Here is a 22295-nt window from a genome sequence, read left to right on the forward strand (position 1 = left end):
AAGAGGAAACACGCCATGCATATCGGATTTATCGGTCTGGGCAACATGGGCGCGCCCATGGCCCACAACCTGCTCAAGGCAGGCCATCAGCTCAGCGTCTTCGACCTCAACGCCGCGGCCGTGGAGAATCTGGTCGGCGCCGGCGCGCTGCCGGTCGATTCCCCGACCGCCATCGCCCAGGGCAACGCCGAGCTGATCATCACCATGCTGCCGGCCGCCGCCCATGTTAAGGGCGTGTACCTGGGGGTGAACGGCCTGATCGCCCACAGCCGCGCGGGTGTGATGCTCATCGACTGTTCCACCATCGACCCGCACAGCGCGCGCGAAGTGGCCAAGGCCGCTGCCGAGCATGGCAACCCGATGCTCGACGCGCCGGTCTCCGGTGGCACCGGCGGCGCCGCGGCCGGCACCCTGACCTTCATGGTCGGTGGCAGCGATCCGGACTTCGACCATGCGCAGCCAATCCTCGCGGCGATGGGCAAGAACATCGTGCACTGCGGTGCGGCCGGTAACGGCCAGGTGGCCAAGGTCGCCAACAACATGCTCTTGGGCATTTCCATGATCGGCGTCGCCGAAGCGATGGCGCTGGGCGTCGCGCTGGGCATGGATGCCAAGACCCTGGCTGGCGTGATCAACACATCCAGCGGTCGTTGCTGGAGCTCGGATACCTACAACCCCTTCCCCGGCGTGCTGGACAACGTTCCGTCCTCACGCGGCTACAGCGGCGGCTTCGGCAGCGACCTGATGCTCAAGGACCTCGGCCTGGCTACCGAGGCCGCCAAGCAAGTGCGCCAGCCGGTGATCCTCGGCGCCCTCGCCCAGCAGCTCTATCAGAGCTTCAGCGCCCAGGGCCACGGCGGCCTGGATTTCTCGGCGATCATCAACCAGTACCGCAAGGACACCTGACCATGAGTGTAACCGAACGCCCCGTGCTGGCCGCCGTACGCAACCACGTCGGTCACCTCACCCTCAATCGCCCGGCCGGGCTGAATGCGGTGACCCTGGAAATGGTCCGTCTGCTGCAACAGCAGCTCAGCGCCTGGGCGGCCGATCCGCAGATTCATGCCGTGGTGCTGCGCGCCAATGGCGAGAAAGCCTTCTGTGCCGGCGGCGACATCCGTTCGCTGTACGACAGCTTTCAGCGCGGCGATACCGAGCATGAAACCTTCTTCGAGGAGGAATACGCCCTCGACCAGTACATTCACGCCTACCCGAAGCCGCTGCTGGCGCTGATGGACGGCTTCGTCCTCGGCGGCGGCATGGGCCTGGTCCAGGGTGCGTCGCTGCGCGTGGTCACCGAGCGTGTGCGCATGGGTATGCCGGAAGTCGGCATCGGCTATTTCCCGGATGTCGGCGGCAGCTATTTCCTCTCACGCCTGCCGGGCGAGCTTGGCACCTACATGGGCGTCACCGGCCTGCAGATCCGCGCCGCCGATGCGCTGCACGTCGGCCTGGCCGACTGGTGTGTCAGCCACGACCAGATCGCCGAACTGGATCGTTGCCTCGACCGCATGAGCTGGTCGGTCCATCCGCAGGAAGCGCTGCGCACGCTGGTTGCGACCCTGGGCAGCAACAAGCTCCCTGGCTCTGAACTGAAGGCACTGCATCAGGCCATCGACGAGCATTTCGGTAAGAGCGATGTGGTCGCGATTCGCGCCTCGTTGGCCGCCGAAACGCGTCCGGAATTTGCCGACTGGGCCGAGGAAACCGTCAAGGTGCTCGACAGTCGCTCACCACTGGCCATGTGCGTGACCCTGGAGATGCTGCGACGCGGCCGCGAGCTGCCGATCGCCGACTGTTTCGCCCTGGAGCTGCACCTGGATCGTCAATGGTTCGCCAAGGGCGACATCATGGAAGGCGTGCGCGCGCTGATCATCGACAAGGACAAATCGCCGCGCTGGAATCCGCCGACGCTGGCAGAGGTCACGCCCGAACGCGTGCAGGCGTTCTTCGACGGCTTCAAGGCCACAACCGGCAAGGCACGTCGCAGCGCCACGGCCTGAACCTCTTTTGCAGCACAACAACAAGAAGAGAACGCGCAATGCATGACCTCGAACTCAGCGAAGACCAACGCATGATCCGCGACATGGCGCGCGACTTCGCCCGCCGCGAGATCGCTCCGCATGCACAGGCCTGGGAAAAGGCCGGCTGGATCGATGACACCCTGGTCGCCCAGATGGGCGAGCTTGGCCTGCTCGGCATGGTCGTCCCGGAAGAATGGGGCGGCAGCTATATCGACTACGTCGCCTACGCGCTGGCCGTGGAGGAAATCTCCGCCGGCGATGGCGCCACCGGCGCGCTGATGAGCATCCACAACTCGGTGGGCTGCGGCCCGGTGCTGAACTACGGCTCGCAGGCGCAGAAGGATGAATGGCTGACGGAGCTGGCCAGCGGTCGCGCTATCGGCTGCTTCGCCCTCACCGAACCACAGGCGGGCTCGGAGGCGCACAACCTGCGCACCCGCGCCGAATTGGTCGATGGGCACTGGGTACTCAACGGCAGCAAGCAGTTTTGCAGCAATGCCAAGCGGTCGAAGCTGGCCATCGTGTTTGCGGTCACCGATCCGGAACTCGGCAAGAAAGGCCTTTCCGCCTTTCTGGTGCCTACCGACACCCCCGGCTTCGCGGTGGAGCGCAGCGAACACAAGATGGGTATCCGCGCCTCGGACACCTGCGGGGTCTCGCTCAGCGACTGCCGAATCCCGGAGGCCAACCTGCTTGGCGAGCGCGGCAAGGGCCTGGCGATTGCGCTGTCGAACCTCGAAGGCGGGCGTATCGGCATCGGCGCGCAAGCTCTCGGCATCGCCCGTGCGGCCTTCGAGGCCGCCCTGCTCTACGCCCGCGAGCGGGTGCAGTTCGGCAAGCCGATTGCCGAGCACCAGAGCATCGCCAACATGCTTGCCGACATGCAGACCCAGCTGAACGCCGCGCGCCTGCTGATCCTGCATGCCGCAAGACTGAAGAGCGCCGGTCTGCCGTGCCTGTCCGAAGCCTCCCAGGCCAAGCTGTTCGCCTCGGAAATGGCGGAGAAGGTCTGTTCGCAGGCGGTACAGATTCATGGCGGCTACGGCTATCTCGAGGACTACCCCGTGGAGCGCTACTACCGCGACGCCCGCATCACGCAGATCTACGAGGGCTCCAGCGAAATCCAGCGCCTGCTGATCGCGCGGGAGCTGGCGAACTACGCGCTATAAGGCGTTTTCCCGTCCTGCCGAGCAGGGCCCCCTTGAAATCAGGACAAGCCTGCAGTCAGTGCGACCATGACAAGATTGGTCGCCGGCTGCCTGGCTTTATTGGTAGCCCGGCTTTACCCCAGATCGCCTGCTAGCGCCATGCGCTCGCCGCCAGGCGTGCGCTCCACCAGCCCAAGCAACTGCCGCGACTACCAGTCAGCTCCCTGTTCGCCACCAATGGTTTCCGGCAATGTCCGGAACCAGTACGCCGCAAATAAAAAGGGGAGCCATAAGGCTCCCCTTCAGGGCGTGTTGCTTTGTTCTTCTTCTGCTTACGGGCTTGTTGTTTTTGTTGGTAGCCCGGTCGGACATCGTCCGAATAGCAGTCCCATAAGGGACATAAAGAACAAACGGATTATTTTGGTCGCTGATGTTGCCACTGCCCTCACGGGCTCAACCGGTTCTGGAGCTGCCTCAAGGCAGTTTTATTTTTCTCGGTCCGGTCGACAGGAAACCTGTCGGGCAATTCCTCTCCAAAAGAATCAGTTTGCTACGTCTCCCACCTGCTTGTTTTTATTGTGTCGGAGTCGCTACGTGTTGTTCTTGTTATTGGGTGTGCTTTCTTGTTCTTGTTGTGCCGATTAGAAAGCATTCGCCGTGCCAGTTTTCATAAACCGTTATTTTTCAATAGGTTGCGTTTTCGTGACACAGACGCCGCACAAAATCCGCGCCTGATTCGTTACCGCGCACCTCAGCGGCCGTTACGCTGTACGAAAGGAGTAACACCTTTGGGTAACCGCCTGTGCGTCTGATTCGGCGAAAGCGCGATGCTGAAGGAAAACCGGCAATTGACTGGCTGGCGGAGCCCCAACGCAAGACACCCCGGCAATGATTCACTGTCAGGGTGTCGATCGCTCGATAGGCATAGGAAGGTTCTTCGGCTGGTTAGCGCCTGAGTCGTATCAGGCGTCTGCTGTAAGCACAGCAGTTTCCTTGCGTCTGGCTAGATAATCGCAGGCCATGATGGCCAGCAGTGGAACAACCCCAACACTGAGGGCAGCATGCCAGGATCCGACGAGGGCCACGAAGAGCATCCCCACGACAACGATCGCGGCAATGCAGTGGGCCAGGAACCGGCACAATTCAAGTGCAACTACTTGTTGCTCGGCATTATTATTCATGACGTCTGACTCCCCGTTTTTGTTGTAATAAGCAGCCTCGTTTTCATAGTAGTCAGCTGACGCCAAGTAGCAACCCAAACCGACGTGCGGCACGTCTAGCCCGCGGATTACAGGGCGTGCACCCGACTTTGGTCGGGTACAGCCATAACTTTCGGCCGAGTAGCAACATAAGCGTTGTATATCGTGGAATCGATTTCCTGACTGCGCGTCCAATAAAACACGCGCCCAGCTGCTATAAGTTAAACCGGCTGAAATGCCATGCCTTTCAAGTGCTATTGAATATCTCTCTTGGCCTGTCGAAGCACGCTTGATCACCTGCCCTTTTACTCCCAGCCTTCGTCCGAAAGGCAGCGCGAGGTTTGCCTGGCCTTGCTCGGGGTACGTGAAAAACGTGGGGCCGGTGCTGCTTGGGCAATGCCATCGAGTTCCTGGTAAACGCTTCGTTGACGCAGGTGTGGATGCTGAGGCGCTTCGCCCAGCTCCAGCACCGGCGCGAAGCATGCGTCGCTGCCCTCCAGCAAGGCGCACCATTCAGCCTGGGTACGGGTAATGAACAGGCGCTCCAGCAGTTCGGCCTGCGCTGGCCATCCAGCAGGATCCTCGCAACCCGCCCACAGCGCTTCCGGCGCATCGATGCGCTCGAGCAATTCTCGCCAGAACTGCGGTTCCAGCGGGCCGATGGCGATCTCGCGGCCATCCGCGCAGCGATAGCATCGATAGTTAGGTGCTGCACCAGCCAGCGGATTACGCTCACGCTGCATGTCGATCCGTCCGCTCGGTAGCAGACCGGCAAAGAAGGTCATCAGCGACGAAACGCCATCGACGATCGCCGCATCGATCACCTGGCCCTGGCCGGAGCGCTCGCGCTCCCATAACGCGGCGAGAATGCCGACCGCGAGATACAACGAGCCGCCGCCGAAATCGCCAACCAGGTTCAACGGCGGTATCGCGGTTCCACTCTCGCCACGGATTGCCGCCAGCGCACCGGTCAGTGCGATGTAGTTGATATCGTGACCAGCTGCCTTGGCCAGCGGGCCAGTCTGGCCCCAACCGGTCATGCGTCCGTAGATTAGTTTCGGATTACGCTGCAGCAGTTCCTCCGGCCCGAGCCCGAGCCTTTCCATCACGCCGGGGCGGAAGCCTTCGATCAGCACATCGGCGGTCTGCGCCAGCTCAAGGCAGCGCGCACGCCCTGCTTCGCTGCGGATATCCAGCGTTAGCGTCTTGCGCCCACGATCGACCACAGGGTTCGGCCAGCCGTTACCACCCTCGCGTTCGATGCGCAGCACTTCGGCGCCCATATCTGCCAACAGCATCGCGCAGTGCGGCCCTGGGCCTATCCCGGCAAACTCCAGCACGCGCAGGCCGCACAGCGGTCCGCTACGGGCATCGTCGTGTTCGTTCATGGCAAATCTCCTAGATTCACACGCACGCAGACGCGCCCCGCACCGAAGCACGGAGCGCGTATGGGTAACAGGCGTTACTGGTTCACGGCGCTGGGCTGGTTCTCGACCAGATGATTACGATAGCGCTCGCGCAGCACCTTCTTGTCGATCTTGCCGGTAGCGGTCAGCGGCACCGCGTCGAAGATCACCGCATCCGGCATCCACCACTTGACGATGTTCGGCTCCAGATGGGCGAGGATCGTCTCGACCGTAACCTCAGCGTCGGCGTGCGGCTCGATCACCAGTACCGGGCGCTCCTCCCATTTGGGGTGGAACACGCCGACCACCGCGGCCACCTTCACACCGGGACAGGCCGCCGCGACGTTCTCGATATCGATGGAACTGACCCATTCGCCGCCGGACTTGATCACGTCCTTGCTGCGGTCGGTAATACGCATGAAGCCATCGGCATCCAGCGTGGCGATGTCACCGGTGTCGAACCAGCCATCCTCATCCAGCGCGCTTTTTTCGCTGCGGTAGTAGCGCTCGACCGTCCAGGGGCCGCGCACCTTGAGGCTGCCAGAACTGACGCCATCGCACGGCAGCTCACGCCCTTCTTCATCGACGATCTTGAGTTCGATACCGAATTGCAGGCGGCCCTGACGGGTCCAGATGGTGTCGTTGGTCGCTTGCTGACCACGTTCGGCCAGCTTGGGCGTCGGCGTTGCCACCACGCCCAGCGGGCTGGTCTCGGTCATCCCCCAGAGCTGGCAGACCGCGACGCCGTACTTGGTCTGGAAGGTTTCGGCCATCGCCCGCGGCACGGCGGAACCGCCGATCACCAGCCGCGCCAGACTGCCGGAATCCTCACCGCTACGTTCCAGATGGGCGAGGTACATGGTCCAGATGGTCGGCACGCCGCCGGACAGGGTCACGCCCTCGGTCTTGATCAGTTCCTGCAGGCTCGCGCCGTCCATCTTGTCGCATGGCAGCACGAACTTGCAGCCATTGATCGCCGCGGCGAACGGAATGCCCCAGGCAGTACCGTGATAGAGCGACGAGCACGGCATGATGCAATCGAAGGCGGACAGGCCGAACGCACCGGACAGCCCGGCGGCCATCGCATGCAGCACCACCGAGCGGTGGCTGTAGAGCACGCCCTTGGGGTCGCCGGTGGTGCCGGAGGTGTAACAGAGCACCGCGCCGGCGTTCTCGTCGAACTGCGGCCAGTCCAGCGGCTGCTCGGCGGCAATCAGTTGCTCGTAACCCAGCACATCCTGCAGACCGGAACTTGGCTGCGCGGCCAGCTCGATGAAATGGCGGATATTGCCCAACCGCGGCCGCAACCGGGCGACGCAGGCGGCGAAGCTGCTGTCGAACAGCAGCACCTGGCTGCCGGCATGGTTGATGGTGTAGACGATCTGTTCGTCCGACAGCCGCGGGTTGGCGGTATGCAGCACCGCACCGATGCCGGGCACGGCGAAGAACAGCTCGTAATGGCGGTGGGTGTTCCAGGCCAGCGACGACACGCAGTCGCCGGGGCCGATGCCGAGCTTGCCGAGCATGCTGGCGGCCTGCGCCGAACGGGCGGCGAGACAGGCGTAGTCATAACGCCAGAGGGGTTCATCGACCAGCCGCGAGACGATCTCGCGATCACCGTGCGCACGCGCGGCGTGGGTGACGATGCTGCTGATCAGCAGCGGGGCGTTCTGCATCAATCCTGGTTGCATGTTTCCTACCTCTATCTTGTTTTTATTGTGCAAGTGCCGGTCGAGGAAACGGCGTTCTACCGGCACCACTGAAATCATGTATCGATGCGCCGTAAAGCACGCAGGCGCAGCTGGTTCAGGTCAGACCGGCCCTCCGAGGTTGCGGGAGATGACCAGGCGCTGGATGTCGCTGGTGCCTTCGTAGATCTGGCAAACCCGCACATCGCGGTAGATGCGCTCCACCGGAAAGTCGGCCAGATAGCCGTAGCCACCGAGCGTCTGGATCGCCGCGGAACAGACCTTCTCCGCCATCTCCGAGGCAAACAGCTTGGCCATCGAAGCCTCCACCAGTGCTGGCCGGCCGACCTCGCGCAACGCGGCGGCGTGATGCACCATCTGCCGCGCCACGGCGATCTGGGTCGCCATGTCGGCCAGGCGGAACGCCACGGCCTGATGCTCGATGATCGGCTTGCCGAAGGTTTCCCGGTCCCGGGCGTAATCACGCGCCGCCTCGAACGCCGCGCGCGCCATGCCGACCGCCTGGGCGGCGATGCCGATGCGTCCGCCTTCGAGATTGGCCAGGGCAATGCGATAACCCTCGCCCTCCTCGCCCAACCGGTTGGCCACCGGCACGCGCAGGTCCTCGAAGGCGATCTGGCAAGTATCCGACGCGTGCTGGCCGAGTTTGTCCTCCACCCGCACCACCTGATAACCCGGGCTGTCGGTCGGCACGATAAAGGCACTGATACCGCCCTTGCCGGCGTCCGGATCGGTCACCGCGAAGACGATCACCGTGCCGGCATGCTTACCGGAGGTAATGAACTGCTTGGCGCCGTTGAGCACGTAATGATCGCCGTCGCGACGGGCGCGGGTGCGCAGGCTGCTGGCGTCGGAGCCCGCTTGCGGCTCGGTCAGCGCAAAGGCGCCGATCTGCTCACCACGGGCCAACGGAGTGAGGAAGTCACTCTTCTGCTGCTCATTGCCGAAACGCAGAATCGGCACGCATCCCACCGAGTTGTGCACGCTCATGATGGTCGAGCAGGCGCCGTCACCGGCAGCAATCTCTTCGAGCGCCATGGCATAGGCCAGGTAGCCGGTATCGCTGCCGCCCCACTGCTCCGGCACCAGCATGCCGAAGAAGCCGAGCGCGGCCATCTCGCCAATTGCTTCGGCGGGATAGCGATGCTCGCGACTCCACTGTTCGGCGAAAGGCTTCAGCCGCTCCTGGGCAAACTGGCGGGCCATCTCGGCGATCGCGTTTTGATCTTCATTGGGCAGCATGGGTGCCTCCTCAGATCAGTTCGACGGCCATCGCGGTGGCTTCGCCGCCGCCGATGCAGATCGCCGCCACGCCACGGCGCAGGCCGCGCTTGCGCAATGCGGCAAGCAGCGTCACCAGGATTCGCGCACCGGACACACCGATAGGGTGACCGAGCGCACAGGCACCGCCGTTGACGTTGACCTTGGCGTGGTCCAGACCCAGCTCGCGCATGCTGGCCATGGCGACCACGGCGAAGGCTTCGTTGATCTCGAACAGATCCACGTCTCCGGTGGACCAGCCGGTGCGCTCCATCAGCTTGCGGATCGCGCCGATCGGCGCGGTGGTGAACAGATTCGGCGCATCGGCGTAGGCCGCGTGGCCGTGGATCACCGCCTGTGGCTGCAGGCCCCAGCGCTCGGCTTCGGAACGTCGCATCAACAGCAGCGCGGCGGCGCCATCGGAAATCGAGCTGGAGTTGGCCGCAGTCACCGTGCCGCCCTCGCGGAACGCTGGTCTCAGGCTGGGAATCTTTTCCGGCATCGCCTTGGGCGGCTGCTCGTCATCGCGGATCTGCCGCTGCTGTTTGCCCTGAGTGACGTCCAGCGCGACGATCTCATCGGCAAAGTGCCCTTCGGCGATTGCCGCCTGGGCCCGTCGCAGCGATTCCAGCGCGAACGCATCCTGCTCCTCACGGGTGAAGCCGAAGGCGTCGGCGCACTCCTCGGCAAAGGTGCCCATCAGGCGGCCCTTGTCGTAGGCGTCTTCCAGACCATCGAGAAACATGTGGTCGAGCACCCGGCCGTGCCCCATGCGATAGCCGCCACGGGCACGATCGAGCAGATAAGGCGCGTTGCTCATGCTTTCCATGCCGCCGGCGACAACGATTTCCGCGCTGCCGGCGAGCAACTGGTCGTGAGCCATGATTACCGTCTGCATGCCCGAGCCGCACATCTTGTTCACTGTGGTGCAGGTGGTGGCGCGGGTCAGCCCGGCGCCCAGAGCCGCCTGGCGCGCTGGCGCCTGGCCCTGGCCGGCGGGCAGCACACAGCCCATCAGCACGTCCTGCACGTTCTCGGCCGGCAGGCCGCTGCGCTCCACCGCCGCGCGGATGGCGGCAGCGCCGAGCTGCGGTGCCGTCATGCCCAGCAGATCACCCTGGAAACCACCCATGGGCGTACGCGCGCTGCTGACGATTACGATCGGATCATCTTTCATCTCTGCTTCCTTTACTTGGCGGCCATGCGCAAGGCGCCGTCGAGGCGAATCACCTCACCGTTGAGCATGCTGTTCTCGAAGATGTGCCGCACCAGCGCGGCGTATTCGGCCGGATGGCCCAGGCGTGGCGGGAACGGCACGCCGGCGGCCAGCGAGTCACGGATCTCCTGGGTCATGCCGGCCATCATCGGCGTCTCGAATACGCCGGGCGCAATGGTCATCACGCGGATGCCGAAGCGCGCCAGCTCGCGCGCGGCCGGCAGGGTCATGCTCACCACACCGCCTTTGGACGCGGCATAGGCAGCCTGGCCGATCTGCCCGTCGAAGGCGGCAATCGATGCGGTATTGATGATCGCGCCGCGCTCGCCATCGGCGTCTGGCGCGTTCTCGGCCATCGCCTCGGCGGCCAGGCGCAGCATGTTGAAGCTGCCGATCAGGTTGATGCCGACGATGCGGCTGAAAGCGTCGAGGCTGTGCGGACCATTGCGCCCGAGCACCTTTTCGCCACCGGCGACGCCAGCGCAATTGACCAGCCCGTGCAGCCCGCCGAAATGTTCGCGCGCGGTGGCGACGGCATGGCGCGCGGCCTGTTCATCATGAATGTCGGCGGCGACGCCGAGGGCGCTAGGCCCGAGCGCCTGTGCCGTGGCGTTGGCCGCGGCTTCGTCCAGATCGGCGAGCACGACCTTGCCGCCCGCCTCGACCAGCGCCTGCGCCGCCGCAGCGCCAAGGCCGGAGGCGCCGCCAGTAATGAGGAATACCTTGTCGCGAATCTGCATGGCTGTCTCCCGTGCTTGTTGTTATTCGGTGCGAAGCCGGGGTTATCTTTGGACAGCGACACGGGTGCGGCAATGGTCGATGTTCTCAACCTGCCTGACCGTTTTGGCCAATGGCAAAAGGCAATCATGCTGCTATCGCTAAAGGCGTGAGGACAGCTGGAGGGCTTCACGCCCAACAACGCGCTATCAGGCGCGCGCCGGCGCCAGAATCAGGTTGCGGTAGTGCCCGGGATTGATACCTGTCCACTTGCGGAACGCCTTGTAAAACGAACTGACATCGGCAAACCCCAGCCGCTCGGCGATTTCGCCATAGCTGATGGCGGCGTCGGCCAGCCATTCGGTGGCCATTTCCTGGCGCAAGCCGTCCTTGATGGCCTGATAAGGCTGCCCCGCCTCCGCCAGCCGGCGACGCAAGGTCGAGGCCGAGATGCACAGGGTCTGTGCCAGCGTCTCGCTGTCCGGCCAGCGTTCGGCAGGCAGGCTGCGCAGGTGCTGCTTGATGCGGCTGGCCAGGCTGGAATGGTCGCGGTAGCGCACTAGGATGTTCGCCGGGGCCTCGGCGAGAAAGGCACGCAACTCCGCTTCGCTGCGACGGATCGGCAGGTCGAGCACTTCGGCGGCGAAGATGATCCGCGTCGAAGGTCGGCCGAACCGCAGGTTGTCGGAGAACATCACGCGATAATCGTCGGTGTAGTCCGGCTCGGCGCAGCGCAGCTCGACCGCCAGTAGCGGGATGCGCCGCCCTACCAGCCAGCAGGCCAGCCCATGCAGCAGCATCCAGAAGGTGAAATAGCAGAAGGCGCGAGCCGGCTCGGCGTTACGCTCGCGCAGCACCACTTCGGCCAGGCTCTGGCTGCGGATCAGCTTGCCACGCAGGTTCTCCAGCCCCAGGCCGAGAAACTCCAACGCGTGAACAAGCGCTTTCTCCAGAGTGGGCTGCTGCAGGCAGCTGCGACTGAGAAAGACGAAGCTGCCCGAGCGCAGCCGGCGCGGATCCATGCCGAAGAATTCATCATCGAAATGCCGCGCCAGGCGCAGCCAGAGTTGCGAGTAGTCGCGCACGTCCATGCGGCCGTCGGGATCTTGCAGGCAAGCGGGGTCGAGGCCGATTTTCTCCAGCAGATGCTCGCCGCTCAGCCGCGGCCCGACGAAACCGAGCAGTGCCTCGGCCACCAAACGGACGCTGATGCTGTCCCGGCTGGCACTGGCCGTGCCGACCGCTGCGTCTGCTGTCGTTTGCGCCTCGATGATCATGCCGCGCGGATTCCTGCCTGTTGTCGATGCTGCATGATCGACCAGGCACGGTCGTGCTGTCAGCCCTTGCGTCACATCCAGCCGAGCGTCAGTCCCATCACGATCAGATAGCGTGCGGTCTTGGCCAACGTGACGATCAGCAGAAAGCTCCATAACGGCTCGCGCATGACACCCGCGACCAGCGTAAGCGGATCACCGATGATCGGCACCCAGCTGAGCAGCAAGGTCCAGCGACCGTAGCGGTGGTAGCTGTGCTGTGCCTTGGCCAGCTGACGCTCGTTGACCGGAAACCAGCGCTTGTGGCGAAAGTGCTCGACGTAACGACCGAGCAACCAGTTCACCAGCGAGCCCAGCACATTGCCCAGGCTGGCCACGGCAACCAACGCCCAGACCGTATACCGCTCCGAAAGGAGAAGACCGGCGAGTACCGCCTCGGACTGCATGGGTAGTAGCGTGGCAGCACCGAACGCCGCAAGAAAAAGGCCGAGATAGCCGGAAAACGACACCATCGATATGCAACCGTAACCCGTGCTGACTGACGGCACGCAGTATGCGGGAAAAGGCGCCGCTCCGAGGGGCATTGTCGACGGGATCATGCCTGGACAAGCATCGGGGATTTCCAGGCACATCGTTCAACTGTAACGAATCGATTAGGTGGCGGTTGGATGAGCAGTCTCCGCACACGCTGCCCGCAACCTCCGCGCGAGTGAGCATCGCAGCCAAACTCAACCGCTACGCCGTATGGCCACTACATTTCGTGAATACGGCTCACCTGGCGGGCCAGTCGCATGGTTTCGTGCTCCTCAAGCTGCAACAAATCCTCGGCCAGGTTGCGGGCACCATCGATCTCGGCACGGCGGGCCAGGGAGCGGTAGAGATCGATCACCTGGTTGTGAATGGTGAAGATATCCAGCGAGATCTCCTCCACCGTCATGGTGTCGTAAGCCTTGCAGGCCTGATTGCGCAACACCGGATTGCGCGTCAGGTAGTCGTAGATCCAGGTGTGCAATGCCTTCGGGTCGGCATGTTTCTCGATCTTGTCGACCGTTTCTGCCAGGGCTCGCTCGTGGTCGGCAATATAGACCAGCAGCCATTTGGCTCGGGTCTCCTCGTGCTTGTCGGAACAGCGCGCCATGCAACGCGCCAGCATGGCATGGGTGTCGCGTGTCCAGTCGATCAGGTCTTCGAATCGCTCGATCTTCATCGCCAAAATCTCCGCTGGTAGGACGGCAAACAGCACGGCACAGCCTGTCTCACCGGTGCCTGATTCTGTCCGCTTGTCAGGTCCGGTTCCATGACGCTGATTAAGAGATTAGTCCACCCTGCTGCGCCACGGCCGCTCACACCGCGCAACCTTGCTACAGATCATTGCTGACCGGAAAAAGACGGTCGAGGATGGACGTGGATTCGCAAACCATGTGCCATCGCCCCGCCGGCGGCTTGGCCAGCACCAGGAAGCACGCTCATGTACCACGTCGTGTTGCGCGGGGCTCTGTTGATGCTTCTGGGGCTACTGGCCAGCGCTCCTGTCTTCGCCGACGCAACGGTGCTTGAGGTGTTCGTCCGCGACGGCTGCCCGCACTGCAGCGCAGCCAAGGTCTATCTCGCGGAGCTGTCCACGCAGCATCCGGAGCTGGAGATTCGCCTGCGGGAAGTCGATCACGATCCTGCCGCGCGCGCCGATCTGCTACACCTGTCCCGTGAAGCCGGCGCCTGGCCCCCGGCAGTGCCGACGTTCGTCATCGGTGATCAGTTGCTGGTGGGCTTTGACGACGCCACGCACAGCGGCGCCAGGCTGCTCGCCTTGATCGAGCAACGCGTCCAGCGCCCGGGCACGGTTGAATCCACGCTATTCGGCACGCTCAGCCTTGAGCGTCTTGGGTTGCCTGCATTCACCCTTGCCCTCGGTCTGCTGGATGGTTTCAACCCCTGCGCGATGTGGGTACTGCTGTTTCTGCTGTCGCTACTGGTTCGTCTGCAGGATCGAAGGCGTATGGCTGCAATCGCGGGAACCTTCGTGCTGATCAGCGGCGCGGTGTACTACCTGTTCATGGCGGCCTGGCTGAACCTGTTTCTGTTCGTTGGCGTATCGCCGCTAGTCGTCACCGGACTGGCGCTGTTGGCGATGCTGATCGGCTTCATCAACCTGCGCGACGGGCTGCGCCCAGAAAGCGGCTTCACGCTTTCGATACCCGCCAGCGCCAAGCCGGGGCTGTATGCGCGCGTACGCCGCATCCTGCAAACCCGGAGCCTGTTGCCCGCTCTCGGCAGCGTTGCGCTGCTGGCCGTCGTGGTCAATTTCGTCGAGCTGCTGTGTACCGCCGGCCTGCCGGCGATCTACACCGCAGTCCTGGCCCAGCAGCAGTTGAGCGCACTGGCCCACCACGCCTATCTGGGTCTCTACATCATTGGCTATATCGCCGACGACGCACTGATGGTCGCCATCGCCGTACTCGCGCTGAGCAGCCGCAAGCTTACGCAAGGTTCTGGCGCCACGCTGAAGCTCATCAGCGGCGCGGTGATGCTCGCCTTGGGCATCGTCATGCTGCTAAAGCCGCAATGGCTGCAATAGCAGATTGCCAGGGGTGACCTATGCTGGAACCGAGGGCCGCTGCCATGCAGCAAGGGAGAGGCAAATGAGAGCATTCCGCCAGTGCATCACCGCCCTGCTGTTAGCGCCACTTCTGCTTTTAGGCGGCTTCGCGCAAGCATCCACCGCCGATCACACCCTCTTCGAGGCATTGCAGGGTCCGTTCGCCAGCGGCGAAGAGGTCACACGGGCGTGCCTGAGTTGTCATAGCAAGGCCGCCAGCCAGATCATGGCGACACGGCATTGGACCTGGGATTACCTCAACCCGGATACCGGCCAGCGCCTGGGCAAGAAGACCATGCTCAATGGCTTCTGCATCGGCGACCGCTCGAACGAGGCGTTCTGCCAGTCGTGCCACATTGGTTACGGCTGGAAAGATGCCAGTTTCGACTTCACCGACGAGAGCAAGGTTGACTGCCTCGCCTGTCACAACACCGGCAACTACCTGAAGCTTGCAGGTCTCGCCGGCCATCCACCGCTGGTGCGTAGCGAAACCGCACCCGGCTCAGGCAAGTTCGTCGAGCCCGTGGACCTGGCCGCGGTGGCGCGTCAGGTCGGCGCCACCAGCCGGCGCACCTGCGGCACTTGCCATTACTACGGCGGCGGTGGCGACGGCGTTAAGCACGGCGATCTCGATTCGTCACTCAATTCGCCGTCACCTGAGCTGGACGTACACATGGCCGTCGATGGACTCGACTTCGCCTGCTCAACCTGCCATGTCGCCGAAGAGCACCGGATTGCCGGCAGTCGCATCAACGTGACTGCCAGCGACCCGCACAGCGCAGCCACCCGAGGTCAGCGTAGCGAGCGCAACCGCTCGACGTGCCAGTCCTGCCATGGCGACAAACCGCATCAGGGGAATCTGCTGCACGCCGGACGCCTGAATGATCACACCAGCGTGCTGGCTTGCCAGAGTTGCCATATTCCGACCTTCGCCCGTGGTGGTGTGCCTACCAAGATGGCCTGGGACTGGTCCAGCGCCGGGAAGGTGGGTGCCGACGGCAAGCCATACCAGACACGCAACGAACGTGGTCAGGTTCTGTACGACAGCCGCAAGGGCAGCTTCATCCTCGGCGAGGACGTAGTGCCGGACTATGTCTGGTTTAACGGCCGGGTTACTTACGTGCAACCCGACACGGTCATCGACCCGACCAGCCGCGTCCCGATCAACCGCTTTCACGGTGTGCCGGGAGCTGCCGATGCGCGAATCTGGCCGGTAAAAACCTTCCATGGCCGCCAGCCATACGACACCGAGCACTTGACGTTACTGGTGCCGCATACCGCGCTGCCGGACGATACGGCGTTCTGGTACAACTTCGACTGGGCCAAGGCGCTGCAGGCAGGTGCCGACGCCTCCGGCGCGCCCTATAGCGGCAAGTTCGACTTCGTTGACACCTCGATGCTGTGGCCCATCACCCATATGGTTGCGCCGAAGGAACAGGCAATCGATTGCGCGCAGTGCCATACCCGGCAGCAAAGCCGACTCGCTGGCGTGCCCGGTATCTGGTTGACCGGCAACCATCACAGCCCCTTGCTCGATCGCATCGGCTTTGGCCTGGCTGGAGTGGCCCTGCTGGGCGTCTTCGTGCATGCCGCCTTGCGCGTTTTCTCGCGCCGCAGAAGGAGTCAATGACATGCGCGAGCGCCTGTACCTGTTCACCCGTTTCGAACGCTTCTGGCATTGGTCGCAGGCCGCGCTGATCATCACCCTGTTGGTCAGCGGGTTCGCCGCCCATGGCAGCCACGCACTAGTGGATTTCCGCAGCGCGGTCGAAATCCACGAGGTATCCGCTTGGCTGCTGATGCTGTTGTGGGTATTCGGCATCTTCTGGCATTTCACCACCGGTCAGTGGCGCCAATACACGCCTACCCTGAGCAACATCGACCGCATGTTGCGCTACTACGTCCACGGAATATTCATCGGCGCGCCACACCCTTACAAAATCACCGTGGAGCGCAAGCACAACCCTCTGCAGCGCCTGTCGTATCTGTTCGTCAAGGTGATGATCGGCCCGTTGCTATGGCTGACAGGGCTGCTCTATCTCTTCTGGGAGCGGGCACAGGGTCTGCTCTCGCCCTGGATTGATCTGCAACAGGTCGCGCTGCTGCATACGGCAGGCGCGTTCATGATGCTGATCTTCCTCATCGTGCATGTATACCTGGCGACAACCGGGCGGACACCGCTCGAGCACGTCAGGGCAATGCTCACTGGCTGGGAAGAAAAGCACTGAAACGGCCGCACAGGCTCATATACCCCCATAGGTATATGATGAGCGGGTTTCCTATATTCACCCTTGCCGGAGCTTCAGATGAAATCATCATTGATCGCCCTGTCCCTCAGCCTGATGGCTATCGCAGCGCATGCAGTCGAACTCGAGGTGACCCCACAGGATGCCTACGCTCGCGCCCAGCAGGAGGGTGCTGATGTGCTCTTCGTCGACGTGCGCGACCCGGTGGAAATCATGTTCGTGGGTTTTACCGACGCCGTGGATGTCAATGTCCCGTATCTGCTCGTCGATCGTGACGCCTGGAACGATGAGCGCGGCGCCTTCCAGACCAACCGCAATCCGCAGTTCCTCGACCAGGTCCGTGCCGAGCTCGACAAGCGTGGCCTGAGCACCGACACCGAGATCATCACCATGTGCCGCTCGGGCAGCGAGCGTGGCAAGCCCAGTGCGGATTTCCTGCGCGAAAATGGCTTTCCCAACGCGCGGTATGTCGTCGATGGCTTCCAGGGCGCAGCCATCAAGGAAGGACCGCAAGCAGGCTTTCGCCTGCAGAACGGCTGGCAGAATGCCGGGCTGCCCTGGAGCCCGAAGATGAACCCGGAAAAGATCTATCGCACCGATCGCAAGTGACATCGACGGAACACGCGGCGCTGCACGTCAGCGCCGCGCCGTCAGCCGAATACCGTCACCGTTTGCCGGCTCAGGGCGATCAGTTCGCCAGCTGGCGTCCATAGCGCAGCCGCACAGTGTCCATAACCGTCGCGTGCGTGCTCGATCACGGCGCGATACATGCACCAGTCGTGGCTGTCGAGATCGGGCATCGGCTGAATGAACTCGATGGTCCAGGTCAGCGAGCTGCCAGGAGCGAAGCTTTTCAGATGCGGCAACACGGCGGGCGGCCAGGCGTCGACCAGCGCCAGCAGATGCGCCTCGGTAATCGGTTCACGCGGCAGCTCGCCCCGCTGGCGCACCCAGCCGCCCATTTCGCGAGAGGTATTACCGGTGAACGGCAGCCCGCCAATACCCCAGCGCATCGACACGTAGCGGGTAAATTCCGGCGTTACACCGGCTACATAGGGCAGCTCCTGGCAGGCCTCGACGGGAGGCATGGCCGGCGCCGGCTCTGCCGCAACATCCACCACCGAACTGCGTGGCGCGCCGAAGCTGCCCTGAACGATGGTGACCACCTGTCCGTCCTGCATCACCCGGCCGAGCATCTGGCTGACGGCCTTGCCTTCGCGCAGCACCTCGGCCTCGAAACTCGCCGGCGCATCCAGCGCCAACGGGCCGACGAAGGTAATGGCCAGCGAGCGCAGCGGGCGACCCTCCGGCACCTTGGCCCGCATGCTTTCGAACACAAGCGCGGCGACCAGCCCACCGAAACCTGCACGCCCCTGTCCCCAACTGGCCGGCACCACCACGCTGCCGGGGTTGTCACGTACCGCCTGCAGCAGCTCGCAAAGCTCCATACCCACCTCGTTATCGTTCGTTATGCGAGCGATGTTAAAGGCCCGCCCTTGGCGACGCGAACCACTCTGGCAGAAGCAGCCGGATGAAATGCCGAATCATCCATGTCGGTAATGGGTAATCAGGACCGCCCAGCCCGCTTCGGAAGACGCCACGGCAGTGCTCGGCGAAGCTGACGCAAGCTATGCGCCAGCTCATCCGTGGCCCCGGGCTGCTGGGCGTAGCGCTGCGCCTCATAAAGCCTGACGAACGCGCGGATGGCCGGCGCCTGTCCGGGCAGCATGGTCGCGGCACGCTCGGCGAAGCTGCGCGCACCCTCGCCTTTGTAACGATGGACGCCGTGGCGCGCCAACAGCCGCTCGAAGCGTCCGAACAGGCGCTGCTGAAGGTCCGTTTCACGACGCCAGGGCTTGAAGAGGAACAGTGCCAGCACAGCAGTGAGCAGGGCCAGAACCGCAACAAGGCCAAGACCGAGCGCCTGAGCATCTAGTTTGCCTAACCAACGCTGCAACACCTGCGTTTGTTGCTCGCCCTGGTAATTGAGTACCCAGCGTTGCCAGCCATAGTTGAGGCTGTCCCAGCGCAACCTCAGGGCATTCACCCAGCCGATATCCCGATAGCGCAGCAGCGACATCGGCTGGTCGGCAAGAAAGCTTCGCTCACGCGCCAGCGCCTGTTCCAGACCCTGCTCCACCCGTTCAGGCGCGACCTGAAAGGTCGGATCGACGCTGACCCAGCCGCGCTCGGCCAGCCAGTACTCGACCCAGGCATGGGCGTCGAACTGATGCACCGAAAGATAGTTGCCAGCCGGATTGACCTCACCGCCCTGATAACCCGCGACCACTCGTGCCGGAATACCCGCCGCGCGTAGCACGAAAGTCATCGCCCCCGCGTAGTGCGCACAGAAACCGCTGCGCGTCTCGAACAGGAAATCGTCGACGATGTCGTCACCCACCGGCGGCGGTTCCAACGTGTAGTGGTAGGGCTGACGGTTGAAGTGCTTGAGCAGCGCATCGACCATCGCCTGTGGCTCTTGTGCGGTGCGCCGCAGCTCCATGGCCCAGGCGCGCGCGCGTGAATTGCCCCGTTCTGGCAGTTGCAGCGACCGGCCAAGGCTCTCCGGCGCACGGACCGCTTCGCGGCGCGCATCCAGCCAGGAGGTGACCTGGTACATCAGCGGCTGGTTGACCGGCTGCCGGCGCTGCAGATGGAAATCGGTCATCAGCTGTGCCTGGCCTGGCGCCACCTGAGCGACATCCAGAGCAAACAGCCAGGGCTGCCCGCTCGGCTGCATGACGACGTTGTAGCGAAGCGGCTCGCCGACTGCCTGCCATTCCGGCTCCTGCGGCAGATGAGAGGCATAGGACTGCGACCAGCGCCGGCCATCGAAGCGCTCGAAGGTCACCGCGCGCCAATAGAGTTGATCGCGAGGAGGAATGTCGCCGTCGAAGCTGACACGAAAAGCCAGCTCCGGGGAGCGTCCCAGCCGAGCGATATCACCGGGCGCCATGTGATCGGCCAAGCCCGTGGTGCCACGATCACCAGCCTGCGGCAACGACCACAGCGGCGGCAGACGGGGAAAGAAGAGGAACAACACCAGCATCAGCGGAACGGCCTGCAGCAATAGGGAACCGGCCAGCCGCACCGTTGGCCATGGCCTCGTCACCAGACTGCTCTGCTGCAAGCCGATCATCGCCGCCAGCAGCGCGGTGACCGGCAACAGGCTATACAGCCCGGCGAGCAGGCTGTCCTCGAACAGGTAGCTGGTTACCACCGCAAAGAAGCCCAGGAAGATCAGCACCAGCGCATCGCGGCGGGAACTCATCTCCACCAGTTTCAGGATGAACGCGGCGATCAGCAGCACCACCCCGGCTTCCAGTCCGACCAGGCTGCCGCGGGAGAAATAAACGCCGAAGCCAGCGCCTATCATCAGCAGCGCCTTGAGCCAGCTGCGCGGATAGCGTGCACGCATGCGGAAGATCTGGATCCGCCAGGCCGCGCAGCCAAGCCACAGGCCGATGATCCACAACGGCAGATGAGTGAGATGCGGCAGGATCACCAGCACCTGCGCGACCAGCAGCCAGATCAGGCTGTTGCGGGGAATGCCCGGCTTGACGCTCATGCGCTGCCCTCCTCGCCAAGCCCATGCAGTGCCAGGGCACGCAGACAGGCATCCCGATGCGCCTGTCCACCGTCGGGTCCGATTACCCCGGCCGGTAGCCGCAGCGCGAACGGCTGCTGCTGTTCACTCAGTTCGACAACCCAGTGGCAGAGCATCGACAAACGCCGCTCGGGATCGCCTTCAAGCGTATCGAAGTCGAGCAGCGGATCGTTGCCGAGCAGGCTGGCGAAATCCTTCACCAGCAGGCCCTGGCCGCGGGAATAGGCCTTCCAGTGCAAGCGTCGGCGCGCATCGCCCGGCTGCCAGACACGCAGCCCCTGATAGTCATCGACGCCGGCACCCCGCGCCAGGACGCCTTCATCTTCGGTTTCGGGTGCGCCCTGGCCCGGAGGGCGTTCGGCCACCGACGGCTGTGGATAGACCAGCGCCGCCAGCTCCAGATCGATCCAGCTCCAGGCCACCAGCAAGCCGAGCGGGAATCGGCTCTCCACCCGCACCCGACCGGGCCGCAACCAGCCGCGACGTTCGGTTGGCAGGCTCAGCTCGACTTCGACGGTACCGCCCGCCGGAACATCGACCAACCGCAACCCACTGGTCGGCCAGCCGAGCGCCACCGCCTGATAGGCACGCCCTGCGCTTTCCAGGCGGACACGCAGCAGCGCCTGTTCGCCAACGAACGCCGCCGTTGTGCCACCCGCCTGCAGCAGCAGCCCCGCCAGATTGCGCCAGGTGTGCAGGATGGTGACCAGATAGAGCGAACCAAGCAGAAAGGTCAGCCCGTAGGCCAGGCTGTTCTGGTAGTTGATGGCGGTGAGCAGCATCAGTAGCAGGGCGACGATGAATGCCAGCCCGACCGCCGTCGGCATGATGAAGATGCGCCGCTGATTCAACCGCACGCTGGGTGCTGGCGGTATCCGGCGCAGCAGCCAGCGGTCACGGAAACGCGGCAGTATCCTCATAGTGAAGGCTCGCCGAAACGAGCAGGCGCACGTCTCACAGCGCTGGCACCTCGCGCAGCAACCACTGCACCAGCGCACCGCCACCATGACCGGTGGCATCGGCGCGTTCACGCAGGCGATGCCCGACCACGGTCGGCAGCACCGCCTGCACATCTTCCGGAATCACATAATCGCGGCCATCAAGAAACGCCCAGGCCCGCGCCGCAGCGAGCAGCGCCAGACTGCCGCGTGGTGACAATCCCCAGGCGAACTGCGGTTGGGTACGCGTGGCTTCCACCAGGCGCAGCACGTAGTCGACCAGGGCGTCGCTGGCACGCACCTGGCTAACCGCGTCCTGGATGGCGCGCAGCTCGTCATGCTCAAGCAGCGGCTCCAGGCGCAGCAGCAGATCCCGCCGGGATTCGCCGAGCAGCAGCGCCTTTTCCGCAGCCTTGGCCGGATAACCCAGCGAAACGCGCATGAGAAAGCGGTCCAGCTGCGATTCAGGCAGCGCGAAGGTGCCACCCGAACTCACGGGGTTCTGCGTGGCGATGACGAAAAACGGCTCGGGTAGCGGGCGCGTTGCCCCTTCGATGGTGACCTGGCCCTCCTCCATCGCCTCGAGCAGTGCGCTCTGGCTCTTCGGCGTGGCACGGTTGATCTCATCGGCCAGCACCAACTCGGCGAAGATCGGTCCGGGATGAAAGACGAACTGCCCGCTGTCCTTGTCGAACACGGACGTACCCAGAATGTCACCGGGCAGCAGATCGGAAGTGAACTGAATGCGCTGAAACTCCAGCCCCAGCACCTTCGCCAGCGTATGGCTCAAGGTGGTCTTGCCCATACCGGGCATGTCCTCGACCAGCAGGTGACCACGGGCCAGCAGGCAGGTCAGGGCCAGCCGGACCTGCGCTTCCTTGCCGAGCAAAACTTCATTGACTGCTCGCAGGCAGGCGTCCAATCGGGTGCGCATCAAAACCTCCTCTGTTCGTCG

Annotated in this window: 20 protein-coding genes; 7 read left to right on the top strand and 13 right to left on the bottom strand. The window is 63.7% G+C overall.

The features are described 5' to 3' along the window. Window positions 1-15 precede the first annotated feature (15 nt). From mmsB to PSEST_RS11895, 3 genes are read left to right on the top strand one after another with little or no spacing between them, the layout of a single operon-like run. Complete coding sequence (mmsB, locus tag PSEST_RS11885) at window positions 16-906, top strand: 3-hydroxyisobutyrate dehydrogenase (protein WP_015277222.1); 891 nt, start codon at window positions 16-18, stop codon at window positions 904-906. Between the two features lie 2 nt (window positions 907-908). Next, window positions 909-2003: an enoyl-CoA hydratase/isomerase family protein gene (locus tag PSEST_RS11890; RefSeq protein WP_015277223.1), complete on the top strand. Its 1095-nt coding sequence runs from the start codon at window positions 909-911 to the stop codon at window positions 2001-2003. Between the two features lie 38 nt (window positions 2004-2041). Further along, window positions 2042-3193 carry an acyl-CoA dehydrogenase family protein gene (locus PSEST_RS11895; protein WP_015277224.1) on the top strand — a complete coding sequence of 384 codons (1152 nt, stop codon included), beginning with the start codon at window positions 2042-2044 and terminating at the stop codon, window positions 3191-3193. Between the two features lie 941 nt (window positions 3194-4134). On the opposite strand, the gene PSEST_RS11900 is transcribed toward PSEST_RS11895, so the two are convergent. From PSEST_RS11900 to PSEST_RS11940, 9 genes are all read right to left on the bottom strand, one after another. Beyond that, window positions 4135-4353 (bottom strand): hypothetical protein, encoded by a 219-nt coding sequence (locus PSEST_RS11900; protein ID WP_041756652.1) that lies wholly within the window; start codon window positions 4351-4353, stop codon window positions 4135-4137. A 323-nt stretch (window positions 4354-4676) separates the two neighbouring features. Beyond that, a complete protein-coding gene (locus tag PSEST_RS11905) occupies window positions 4677-5759 on the bottom strand; it encodes a CaiB/BaiF CoA transferase family protein (protein ID WP_015277227.1) in 1083 nt (360 codons plus the stop codon). A 74-nt stretch (window positions 5760-5833) separates the two neighbouring features. Continuing rightward, a complete protein-coding gene (locus PSEST_RS11910; protein WP_041756654.1) occupies window positions 5834-7453 on the bottom strand; it encodes a long-chain fatty acid--CoA ligase in 1620 nt (539 codons plus the stop codon). Between the two features lie 135 nt (window positions 7454-7588). Next, on the bottom strand, window positions 7589-8728 hold the full coding sequence (locus PSEST_RS11915; RefSeq protein ID WP_015277229.1) for an acyl-CoA dehydrogenase: 1140 nt from the start codon (window positions 8726-8728) through the stop codon (window positions 7589-7591). Window positions 8729-8738: 10 nt separating this feature from the next. Beyond that, window positions 8739-9923 carry an acetyl-CoA C-acyltransferase gene (locus PSEST_RS11920; RefSeq protein ID WP_015277230.1) on the bottom strand — a complete coding sequence of 395 codons (1185 nt, stop codon included), beginning with the start codon at window positions 9921-9923 and terminating at the stop codon, window positions 8739-8741. Between the two features lie 11 nt (window positions 9924-9934). After that, window positions 9935-10702, bottom strand: coding sequence for an SDR family NAD(P)-dependent oxidoreductase (locus PSEST_RS11925; protein ID WP_015277231.1), 768 nt, complete (start codon window positions 10700-10702; stop codon window positions 9935-9937). 186 nt (window positions 10703-10888) lie between these two features. Further along, on the bottom strand, window positions 10889-11956 hold the full coding sequence (locus PSEST_RS11930; RefSeq protein ID WP_015277232.1) for an AraC family transcriptional regulator: 1068 nt from the start codon (window positions 11954-11956) through the stop codon (window positions 10889-10891). A 71-nt stretch (window positions 11957-12027) separates the two neighbouring features. Further along, window positions 12028-12465: a YqaA family protein gene (locus tag PSEST_RS11935; RefSeq protein WP_015277233.1), complete on the bottom strand. Its 438-nt coding sequence runs from the start codon at window positions 12463-12465 to the stop codon at window positions 12028-12030. Between the two features lie 239 nt (window positions 12466-12704). Then, window positions 12705-13160, bottom strand: coding sequence for a hypothetical protein (locus tag PSEST_RS11940; protein ID WP_015277234.1), 456 nt, complete (start codon window positions 13158-13160; stop codon window positions 12705-12707). 261 nt (window positions 13161-13421) lie between these two features. On the opposite strand from PSEST_RS11940, the gene PSEST_RS11945 reads away from it, so the two are divergent. From PSEST_RS11945 to PSEST_RS11960, 4 genes are all read left to right on the top strand, one after another. Further along, window positions 13422-14528 (top strand): glutaredoxin family protein, encoded by a 1107-nt coding sequence (locus tag PSEST_RS11945; RefSeq protein ID WP_015277235.1) that lies wholly within the window; start codon window positions 13422-13424, stop codon window positions 14526-14528. A 64-nt stretch (window positions 14529-14592) separates the two neighbouring features. Continuing rightward, window positions 14593-16179 (top strand): tetrathionate reductase family octaheme c-type cytochrome, encoded by a 1587-nt coding sequence (locus tag PSEST_RS11950; protein WP_015277236.1) that lies wholly within the window; start codon window positions 14593-14595, stop codon window positions 16177-16179. A 1-nt stretch (window position 16180) separates the two neighbouring features. Then, entirely contained in the window at window positions 16181-16777 is a 597-nt protein-coding gene (locus PSEST_RS11955) for a cytochrome b/b6 domain-containing protein (RefSeq protein WP_015277237.1), read from the top strand. A 78-nt stretch (window positions 16778-16855) separates the two neighbouring features. Then, on the top strand, window positions 16856-17404 hold the full coding sequence (locus PSEST_RS11960; RefSeq protein WP_015277238.1) for a rhodanese-like domain-containing protein: 549 nt from the start codon (window positions 16856-16858) through the stop codon (window positions 17402-17404). A gap of 41 nt (window positions 17405-17445) precedes the next feature. On the opposite strand, the gene PSEST_RS11965 is transcribed toward PSEST_RS11960, so the two are convergent. From PSEST_RS11965 to PSEST_RS11980, 4 genes are all read right to left on the bottom strand, one after another. Then, window positions 17446-18243 (bottom strand): acyl-CoA thioesterase, encoded by a 798-nt coding sequence (locus tag PSEST_RS11965; RefSeq protein ID WP_015277239.1) that lies wholly within the window; start codon window positions 18241-18243, stop codon window positions 17446-17448. Window positions 18244-18362: 119 nt separating this feature from the next. Continuing rightward, the gene (locus PSEST_RS11970; RefSeq protein WP_015277240.1) at window positions 18363-20363 is read right to left on the bottom strand and encodes a transglutaminase TgpA family protein; all 2001 of its coding nucleotides are present in this window, start codon (window positions 20361-20363) and stop codon (window positions 18363-18365) included. Continuing rightward, entirely contained in the window at window positions 20360-21322 is a 963-nt protein-coding gene (locus PSEST_RS11975; RefSeq protein WP_015277241.1) for a DUF58 domain-containing protein, read from the bottom strand. Before PSEST_RS11975 ends, PSEST_RS11970 begins: the two co-directional genes overlap by 4 nt. A 34-nt stretch (window positions 21323-21356) precedes the next feature. Beyond that, complete coding sequence (locus PSEST_RS11980) at window positions 21357-22274, bottom strand: AAA family ATPase (protein WP_015277242.1); 918 nt, start codon at window positions 22272-22274, stop codon at window positions 21357-21359. Between the last annotated feature and the right edge of the window lie 21 nt (window positions 22275-22295).

It is taken from the genome of Stutzerimonas stutzeri RCH2 (genome assembly GCF_000327065.1).
Classification (GTDB): domain Bacteria; phylum Pseudomonadota; class Gammaproteobacteria; order Pseudomonadales; family Pseudomonadaceae; genus Stutzerimonas; species Stutzerimonas stutzeri_AE.

Bases quoted from the DNA above. Each gene is read 5' to 3' on its own strand.
- PSEST_RS11890 (WP_015277223.1), top strand. From the start codon at position 909: ATGAGTGTAACCGAACGCCCCGTGCTGGCCGCCGTACGCAACCACGTC.
- PSEST_RS11970 (WP_015277240.1), bottom strand. From the start codon at position 20,363: ATGAGCGTCAAGCCGGGCATTCCCCGCAACAGCCTGATCTGGCTGCTG.
- PSEST_RS11900 (WP_041756652.1), bottom strand. From the start codon at position 4,353: ATGAATAATAATGCCGAGCAACAAGTAGTTGCACTTGAATTGTGCCGG.
- PSEST_RS11945 (WP_015277235.1), top strand. From the start codon at position 13,422: ATGTACCACGTCGTGTTGCGCGGGGCTCTGTTGATGCTTCTGGGGCTA.
- PSEST_RS11935 (WP_015277233.1), bottom strand. From the start codon at position 12,465: ATGGTGTCGTTTTCCGGCTATCTCGGCCTTTTTCTTGCGGCGTTCGGT.
- PSEST_RS11925 (WP_015277231.1), bottom strand. From the start codon at position 10,702: ATGCAGATTCGCGACAAGGTATTCCTCATTACTGGCGGCGCCTCCGGC.
- mmsB (WP_015277222.1), top strand. From the start codon at position 16: ATGCATATCGGATTTATCGGTCTGGGCAACATGGGCGCGCCCATGGCC.
- PSEST_RS11960 (WP_015277238.1), top strand. From the start codon at position 16,856: ATGAAATCATCATTGATCGCCCTGTCCCTCAGCCTGATGGCTATCGCA.
- PSEST_RS11920 (WP_015277230.1), bottom strand. From the start codon at position 9,923: ATGAAAGATGATCCGATCGTAATCGTCAGCAGCGCGCGTACGCCCATG.
- PSEST_RS11905 (WP_015277227.1), bottom strand. From the start codon at position 5,759: ATGAACGAACACGACGATGCCCGTAGCGGACCGCTGTGCGGCCTGCGC.
- PSEST_RS11910 (WP_041756654.1), bottom strand. From the start codon at position 7,453: ATGCAGAACGCCCCGCTGCTGATCAGCAGCATCGTCACCCACGCCGCG.
- PSEST_RS11955 (WP_015277237.1), top strand. From the start codon at position 16,181: ATGCGCGAGCGCCTGTACCTGTTCACCCGTTTCGAACGCTTCTGGCAT.
- PSEST_RS11895 (WP_015277224.1), top strand. From the start codon at position 2,042: ATGCATGACCTCGAACTCAGCGAAGACCAACGCATGATCCGCGACATG.
- PSEST_RS11950 (WP_015277236.1), top strand. From the start codon at position 14,593: ATGAGAGCATTCCGCCAGTGCATCACCGCCCTGCTGTTAGCGCCACTT.
- PSEST_RS11930 (WP_015277232.1), bottom strand. From the start codon at position 11,956: ATGATCATCGAGGCGCAAACGACAGCAGACGCAGCGGTCGGCACGGCC.
- PSEST_RS11915 (WP_015277229.1), bottom strand. From the start codon at position 8,728: ATGCTGCCCAATGAAGATCAAAACGCGATCGCCGAGATGGCCCGCCAG.
- PSEST_RS11980 (WP_015277242.1), bottom strand. From the start codon at position 22,274: ATGCGCACCCGATTGGACGCCTGCCTGCGAGCAGTCAATGAAGTTTTG.
- PSEST_RS11975 (WP_015277241.1), bottom strand. From the start codon at position 21,322: ATGAGGATACTGCCGCGTTTCCGTGACCGCTGGCTGCTGCGCCGGATA.
- PSEST_RS11940 (WP_015277234.1), bottom strand. From the start codon at position 13,160: ATGAAGATCGAGCGATTCGAAGACCTGATCGACTGGACACGCGACACC.
- PSEST_RS11965 (WP_015277239.1), bottom strand. From the start codon at position 18,243: ATGGAGCTTTGCGAGCTGCTGCAGGCGGTACGTGACAACCCCGGCAGC.